6 protein-coding genes and 2 pseudogenes are annotated in these 7836 nt (G+C 72.4%); 7 read left to right on the forward strand and 1 reads right to left on the reverse strand.

Annotated elements, in window-relative coordinates:
* Positions 1-1120, forward strand: a pseudogene (locus J5F18_RS20090) (RNA polymerase-associated protein RapA); the annotation flags it as partial.
* Here J5F18_RS20090 and J5F18_RS20095 read toward each other — a convergent pair.
* A complete protein-coding gene (locus J5F18_RS20095) occupies positions 1117-2022 on the reverse strand; it encodes a TIGR01777 family oxidoreductase (RefSeq protein ID WP_346300267.1) in 906 nt (301 codons plus the stop codon). The pseudogene J5F18_RS20090 and the gene J5F18_RS20095 sit on opposite strands and share 4 nt — an antisense overlap.
* Positions 2023-2112: 90 nt before the next feature.
* Here J5F18_RS20095 and J5F18_RS20100 point away from each other — a divergent pair, with 90 nt between their 5' ends.
* The 6 genes and pseudogenes from J5F18_RS20100 to J5F18_RS20125 form a co-directional block, all read left to right on the forward strand.
* On the forward strand, positions 2113-3150 hold the full coding sequence (locus tag J5F18_RS20100; protein WP_346300268.1) for an FAD-dependent oxidoreductase: 1038 nt from the start codon (positions 2113-2115) through the stop codon (positions 3148-3150).
* A 51-nt stretch (positions 3151-3201) separates the two neighbouring features.
* Positions 3202-4158: a MerR family transcriptional regulator gene (locus tag J5F18_RS20105; RefSeq protein ID WP_346300269.1), complete on the forward strand. Its 957-nt coding sequence runs from the start codon at positions 3202-3204 to the stop codon at positions 4156-4158.
* 2 nt (positions 4159-4160) lie between these two features.
* Entirely contained in the window at positions 4161-5576 is a 1416-nt protein-coding gene (gene phrB / locus J5F18_RS20110; RefSeq protein WP_346300270.1) for a deoxyribodipyrimidine photo-lyase, read from the forward strand.
* A 22-nt stretch (positions 5577-5598) separates the two neighbouring features.
* Complete coding sequence (locus J5F18_RS20115) at positions 5599-6039, forward strand: nuclear transport factor 2 family protein (RefSeq protein WP_346300271.1); 441 nt, start codon at positions 5599-5601, stop codon at positions 6037-6039.
* A gap of 57 nt (positions 6040-6096) precedes the next feature.
* Entirely contained in the window at positions 6097-6888 is a 792-nt protein-coding gene (locus J5F18_RS20120; protein WP_346300272.1) for an SDR family NAD(P)-dependent oxidoreductase, read from the forward strand.
* A gap of 74 nt (positions 6889-6962) precedes the next feature.
* Positions 6963-7836: pseudogene (locus J5F18_RS20125) on the forward strand (FAD-dependent oxidoreductase); the annotation flags it as partial.

Raw genomic sequence — 7836 nt, forward strand, 5'->3', positions numbered from 1 at the left:
GGACCGCATCGGCCAGCGCCACGCTATCGAGCTGCACGTGCCGGTGTTCGAGGGCAGTCCCGGCGAGCGGCTGCTGCGCTGGTACCGCGACGGCATGGACGCCTTCCGCGCGCCCCACGGCATCGGCAGCGAGCTCTTCGATGCTTTCGGCGACGCCCTGGCCGACGCCCTGCTCGACGAGGAGAGCCTGGCCGAGGTGGTCGAGGAGACCCGCGCCTTCTTCGCGAGCCGCCTGGCCGAGCGCGACGCCGGCCGCAACCGCCTGCTGGAGCTCAACGCCTGCCGCCCGGAGCGCGCCGAGGCGGTGACCGCGGCGATCCGCGAGCTGGACGAGGACCGTGCCCTGCCCCGTTACCTGGACCTGGCCCTGGACGTCTTCGGGGTCGACGGCCAGGAGCTCGGCGGCGGCATCCAGCACCTGCGGCCCGGCCCGCAGATGCTCGACGGCCTGCCCGGCCTGGTGAAGGGCGAGGAGGGCTTCTCGGCCACCTTCTCGCGGCTGCGGGCGCTCTCCCGGGACGACGTCCAGCGCCTCTCCTGGGAGCACCCGCTGCTGCGCGAGATGATGGGGCGCATCCTCGACGGCACCATGGGCAACACGGCGCTGGCACTGCTCAAGCACCCGGCGCTGCCCGCCGGGCGGGTGATGGCGGAGCTGGTGTTCCGCACCCACTGCCCGGCGCCCCGCAAGCTGCACCTCAACCGCTTCCTGCCGCCCACCGCGGTGCGGGTGCTGCTCGACGAGTCCGGCACCAACCTGACCGACAAGATCTCCTTCACCGGGCTCTCGAAGAACCTGCAGAAGGTCAAGAAGGCCATGGCGCGGGACCTGATCCGCAGTCGGCTGGAGGTGCTGCGCGACCTGCTCGACCGCGGCGAGGCCGAGGCGGAGCGCGAGTTGCCCTCCATCGTCGAGGCGGCCCAGCGGCGTATGCGCGGCGAGCTCGACGGCGAGCTGGCGCGGCTCACGGCACTTGCCCGCCACAACCCGGCGGTGCGCGAGGACGAGATCACGGCGCTGCGCGCCGAGCGCCAGGCGCTGGACGCGGCCATCGAGGGCACCCGCCTGCGCCTGGACGCGGTGCGCGTCATCGTCACGGCGGGGGATGAGTCCCGCTAGCCAAGAATATCCGCCAGGGCGGCTTCCAGGGTCTCGAAGCGGAACTGGAAGCCTGCCTCCTGGAGGCGCCTGGGGCGCATGGCGGCGCCGGTGAGCAGCAGCCGCGACATCTCGCCGAAGACGGTCTCCAGCACGAAGGCCGGCACCGGGAAGAACGCCGGGCGCCCCAGCTGCTTCGCCAGGGTGCGGCTGAACTCGGCGTTGGTGACCGGGTGCGGGGCGCTGGCGTTGAAGGGGCCCTCCAGTTCGTCGCTGTCGAGCAGGAAGAGGATCGCCTGCACCAGGTCCTCGCGATGCACCCAGGGCATGAACTGCTTGCCGCTGCCGAAGCGCCCCCCCAGCCCCAGCTTGAAGGGCGGCAGCATCTTCTGCAGGCTGCCGCCGCCGGCATCGAGCACCAGGCCGATGCGCAGCAGGACCACCCGGGTACCGAAGTCGGCTGCCTCGCGCGCCGTGTCTTCCCAGCGCTTGCAGAGCCGATGGGCAAACTCGTCCCGGGGCGGCGTCTCCTCGGTGACCTCCCGATCCCCCTGGTCGCCGTAGTAGCCCATGGCCGAGCCCGACACCATCACCCGGGGGGCCCGGTCAGCGCTGGCCTTGAGCTGCTCGCAGAGGATCACCAGGTCGCGGGTGATATTGACCCGCGACTCGATCAGCCGATTCTTCTGCTCGTCGCTCCAGCGCCTGGCGGCGATGGATTCCCCCGCCAGGTTGACGATGGCCTCCGGCGGGGTGTCGACGAAGTCCAGCACCGAGCGACGGATGGTTGCGCCTTCCGGCAGTCGCCCCTTCACCGCCTCGGGGTCACGAGACACCACCAGCAGGCGATGTCCCGCCTCGTCCAGGCGACGGCACAGCCGCTGGCCCACGAATCCGCTGCCTCCGGTGATCAGGACTCGCATCGCTATCTCCTTGCTATCTGCTGCCACGGGTTATACAGCTGTTGTACACTTCTGCTAGTCTAGCTGAAAAGCCCCGAGCGCGAGAACGCCATGACCTCACAGCCCGCCACCTCCATCGCCATCATCGGTGCCGGCATCGCCGGCCTGGCCTGTGCCCGCGAGCTCGATGCCCGAGGCCTGGCTGTGACCCTCTTCGACAAGGCCCGGGGCCCGGGCGGGCGCATGTCCAGCCGGCGTCTTCCCGAGGCCGTGGTCGACCTGGGCGCCCAGTTCTTCAGCGTCAAGGATGACACCTTCCGGCGTGCCGTGGCGGGCTGGCGCAAGGCCGGCTGCATCGCCCCCTGGCCGACCTCGCTGTGGTCGGCGGTCGGAGGCGACTGGCAGCACCACGAGGACGACCTGGAACGGCTCTGCGGTACCCCGCGCATGAGCGCCGTGACCCGCCACCTGGCCGAGGGGCTGAGGGTGGTGGCAGAGACCCGCATCGAGCGCCTGGAGGGGACGGTCGGCCGGTGGTGGCTGGTGGACGCGCACGCCGAGCGTCACGGCCCCTTCCGGCAGGTGGTGATCAGCGCCCCCTCCCCCCAGGCCCAGGCCCTGGTGGCGCCCCATGATGCGACCCTGGCCGAGGCCTGCGAGGCGGTGATCCAGCGCCCCTGCTGGGCCGCCTGGGCGCTCTTCGACGCCCCCCTGCCCGCGCTGCCCGGCGTGGCGGAAGCCTGGCAGGCGGTGCGGCTGGTCGACCCGCGACTGCGCTTCGCCTCCCGCAACCAGCTCAAGCCCGGGCGCGGCCAGCAGGGCGAGAGCCTCAGCCTGCTGGCCAACCTGGCGTGGAGCGAGGCGCGCCTGGAGGACAGCCCGGAGACCATCGTGGAGGCGCTGCTGGACGCCTTCCAGCAGGCGCTGCCCGGCGATATCCGCCTGCCGGAGCCCCGGGCGCTGGGCGCGCATCGCTGGCGCTACGCCCAGCCCGATGTCTTCGCCCAGGGCGAGCCGGTCAACCTCGACTACCGCCGCTCGGCCAGTGGCCTGGCCCTGTGCGGCGACGGCTGGCGCGGGCCGAGGGTCGAGGATGCCTGGCTCTCCGGCCACCACCTCGGCAAGGCCCTGGCGGCCGACGCCATCTGAACCGACCGCGACAGGAGACCGCCATGTCAGACGCCCCGCCCCCGCTTGCCCATGGCTGCAGCCCCCACCGCCGGCGCCTCCCCCGCGAGCGCTTCCCTGCCCCCCTGGCCGAGCCGGGCGCGCCCAGCGCCGTCATCGAGGCCCCGGCGCCCCGGCGCGCCGGGCCGGCAGGGGAGCCGTGAGCGCGCCTGGGAGCGCCGCTACGGGCTGATCAAGCCCCAGCGCACCCCCAAGGGGCACCGCCTCTATGCCCGCGAGGACATCGAGCGGGTCGAGCAGATCCTGCAGTGGCTCAATCGCGGCGTGCCGGTGAGCCAGGTACGCGAACTGCTCGACCGGCCCGAGGCCAGCGAGGCACCACCCGCCGATGCCAGCGACTGGCCCGGCCAGCGCGCGCAACTGCTCACCGCCGTGGAGGCCCTCGATCAGGCCCGGCTCGAGACGCTCTACGGCCAGGCCCTGTCGCTCTACCCGGTGCCGGTCTGTATCACCGAGCTGTGGGCGCCGGTGGTGCGCGAGCTGGAGGAGCGCTGGGGCGAGAAACTCGGCGATGCCCTGCAGCGCCTGAGCCTGGAGGCCTTCCTGCGCACCCGCATCGGCACCCGGCTGCTCCACGCCAACGGGCTGGCCCGGGGTCCGGTGCTGCTGCTGGCGCCCCTGCCCGACGACCCGGGCACCCTGTGGCAGCTGCTGGCCGCCCTGGCCGCCAGCGACCAAGGCTATCGCGTGCAGCTGCTGGATGCCCCGCTGCCCTTCGGCGAACTGCCCCTGGCGGTGGAGTGCTTCCACGCCGGCAGCGTGCTGATGGCCGGCAGCCACGCTGGGCGGACCGACCTGGTGCGGCGCCAGCTGCCGCGCCTGGCGGAACAGCTTGAGGTGCCCGTGGCCCTGTGCGGGCCGGTGGCCCGCATCCGTGAGGCCGACCTGGCCGATACCCGCGTCGCGGTGCTGGGCGACGACCTGGACCAGGCGATGTCGCGCCTGCAGACCCTGCTGCCGGCGGCCTGACCGTGCGACCGACCCTGGCCTGGTTCCGCAGCGACCTGCGCGTGCAGGACAACCGCGCCCTGGCCGCGGCCGCCCGGCAGGGGCCGGTGGTGGCCGTCTACCTGCGCGCCCTGCCCCACTGGCGGCGCCACGGCCACGGCGCCAACTCGCTGGACTTCCGCGCCCGCGGCGTGGCCGCGCTGAAGGCCACCCTGGAGGGGCTGAACATCCCGCTGCTGCATCGCGACATCGACGACTTCGCCGAGGCCCCGGCCGCCCTGCTGGCCATCGCCCGTGAGTTCGACGCCACCGCCCTGCACTTCAACCACGAGTACCCCCTGGACGAGCAGCGCCGCGACGCCGCCGTGGCCGCCGCCTTCCAGGAGGCGGGGCTCGAGGCCCGGGGCCACCACGACAGCGTGGCCTTCGCCCCCGGCGAGCTGCTCACCGGCAAGGGCGACTACTACGGCGTCTTCACCCCCTTCGCCAAGGCCTGGCATCGCCGGCTGACGGCGGAACGCCTGGCCCTGGCCGCCACCCCCGCCCCCCAGGCCAACAGCGGCATCGCCAGCGAGGCGCTGCCCGAGCTGCCCGATCTGGAGGACGCCCCCATCGACGGCCGCCAGTGGCCCGCCGGCGAGGGCCCCGCCGCCGACCGCCTGGAGCGCTTCCTGCGCTTTCGCGGCCGCCACTATGCGAAGCAGCGCGACTTCCCGGCGATCCGCGGCACCAGCGAGCTCTCGCCCTATCTGGCGCTGGGCATGATCTCCCACCGCCAGTGCCTGCAGGCGGTGCTAGCCGAGAACGACGGCGGCCTGGCCGAGGGCGATGCGGGCCTGGTGGTCTGGGTCAACGAGCTGGTGTGGCGAGAGTTCTACCGCCACGTGGCGGTGGGCTTCCCCCGGGTCTGCCGCCACCGTCCCTTCCAGGCCCACACCGAGGCGCTGGCCTGGCGAGACGACGACGCGGGCTTCGCCGCCTGGTGCGCGGGGCGCACCGGCTACCCCATCGTGGATGCCGCCATGCGCCAGCTCGTCGCCACCGGCTGGATGCACAACCGCCTGCGCATGATCACCGCCATGTTCCTCAGCAAGCACCTGCTGATCGACTGGCGGCGCGGCGAGGCCTTCTTCCTTCGCCACCTGGTGGACGGCGAGTTCTGCGCCAACAACGGCGGCTGGCAGTGGGCGGCCTCCACCGGCACCGACGCCGCCCCTTACTTCCGCCTCTTCAATCCCACCACCCAGTCGAAGCGCTTCGATCCCGACGGCGCCTTCCTCGCCGAGTGGCTGCCGGCACTGGCCGAGCTGCCGGCGAAGGCCCGCCACGCGCCGCCCCGGGAGCTGCTCGGCGGCATCGACTACCCCGCCCCCATCGTCGACCACCAGGCGGCCCGCGCCCGCGCCCTCGACGCCTTCAAGGCGCTGAAGGCCGACTGACCGCCCCCGGAAGGAGAGCCCCATGGCAGCGATAGCAGACGAGCGTCTGGAGGCCTTTTACGCCTTCTTCAATAAACTAGACAAGAACTGTACAAAAGATGTGTACAGGTTCTATACTCCAGACGTACTCTTTATCGACCCGCTTCATCGGATCGAGGGTGCCAGGGCGCTGGAGGCCTACTTCAGGACCCTGTACGAGAACGTGACAGCGTGCCGCTTCGACTTTCATGAGCGACAGAGTTCGGGCGATCAGGCCTTCGTTACCTGGACCCTGCGGCTGACCCATCCGCGGCTCGACGGCGGGCGTGAGATCGAAGTCGAGGGCTGCTCCCACCTGGCCTTCGCCGAGGATGGGCGGGTCGCCCGGCACCGCGACTACTTCGACGCCGGCGCCCTGCTCTACGAGCGCCTGCCGCTGCTCGGCGGCGCGATACGGCTGGTGAAGCGGCGACTCGACGGCTGACCGAGGGCATTCGGCGGCCGTCCTTCCCGACGCGCGCGTCGGGCTTCAGGAGGTCCCATGCCCCTTCCCGACAGGCAACGCATCTGGCTCACCGGCGCCACCTCCGGCATCGGCCGCGCCCTGGCCCTGCGCCTGCTGGCCGACGGCCATCGGGTGGCACTCAGCGCCCGTAGCGAATCGGCGCTGCGCGAGCTGGCCGAGGGCCACGCCAACGCCCTGCCGCTGCCCCTGGACGTCAGCGACCGGGCCGCCGTGGCCCACGCCGGCGAGACGCTCATGGAGGCCTTCGGCGGCCTCGACCTGGCGCTGCTCAACGCCGGCACCTGCGAATACCTGGAGGCGCGCCGCTTCGACGTCGACCTGGTGGAGCGGGTCTTCGCCGCCAACTTCTTCGGCACCGTCTACTGCCTCGAGGCGGCCCTGCCGCTGCTGCGCCGGGCCCGCGCCGAGGGGGGTCGGCCGCTGCTCGCCGCCACCTCCAGCGCCGCGGCCTACGTGCCGCTGCCCCGGGCCGAGGCCTACGGCGCCTCCAAGGCGGCGCTCAGCCACTTCCTCGAGGCGCTGCGCCTGGACCTCCACGCCGAAGGGATCGACGTCAGCCTGATCCACCCGGGCTTCGTGAAGACGCCGCTCACCGACCGCAACGACTTCGCCATGCCGCTGCGCCTCGAGGCCGAGCAGGCCGCCGAGGCGATCCTCGAGGGTCTGGCCCGGCGGCGCCTGGACATCCACTTCCCGCGCCGCTTCACCCTGCTGGTGAAGCTGATGGGGCTGCTGCCCCCGGCGCTGCGCTACCGACTCGGCCTGCGCCTGGTACGCCAGCCTTCCACCGCGGAGACCACCCCATGACCGCCCGTCAACGCCACCCCAGGACGCCCGGGCCCGAGCGCCGCATCGCCGTGGTCGGCAGCGGCATCAGCGGCATGGCCGCCGCCTGGTACCTCTCGAGCCGCCACCGGATCACCCTCTTCGAGGCCGGGGAGCGCCTGGGCGGCCACACCGCCACCGTGGACGTCGAGCTCGACGGGCACCACTACACCATCGATACCGGCTTCATCGTCTTCAACGACTGGACCTACCCCCACTTCCAGCGCCTGCTGGCGCGTCTCGGGGTGCTCACCCAGCCCACCGAGATGAGCTTCTCGGTGCACGAGACGGCGCGGGACTTCGAGTACAACGGCCACACCCTGGCGAGCCTCTTCGCCCAGCGCCGCAACCTGCTGCGCCCGAGCTTCTACCGCCTGCTGCGCGACATCCTGCGCTTCAACCGCGAGGCGACCCGGGCGCTGGAGGCTGGCACTTTGGCCCCGGCCATGACCCTCGGCGAGTGGCTCGAGGCCAACGGCTACGGCGAGGCCTTCCAGCGCCACTACCTGCTGCCCATGGGCGCCGCCATCTGGTCGGCCAGCCTCAAGGACCTGCGCGACTTCCCGCTGCAGTTCTTCGTGCGCTTCTTCCATCACCACGGCCTGCTGTCGGTGAACGACCGCCCCCAGTGGTACACCCTGGTGGGCGGCTCGCGCAGCTACATCCCGGCCCTCACCGCCCCCTATGCCAGCCGCATCCGGCTCGCCACCCCGGTGCGCGGCATCCGCCGCCTGGCCGACGGCGTCGAACTACGCACCGACGACGGCACCGAGCGCTTCGACGAGGTGGTGCTGGCCTGCCACGCCGACCAGGCCCTGGCCCTGCTGGAGGACCCGAGCTGCGCCGAGCGCGAGATCCTCGGCGCGCTGCCCTACCGGGCCAACGAGGTGGTGCTGCACACCGACACCCGCCTGCTGCCGCGCCGCCGCC

Source organism: Halomonas sp. BM-2019 (genome assembly GCF_017584085.1).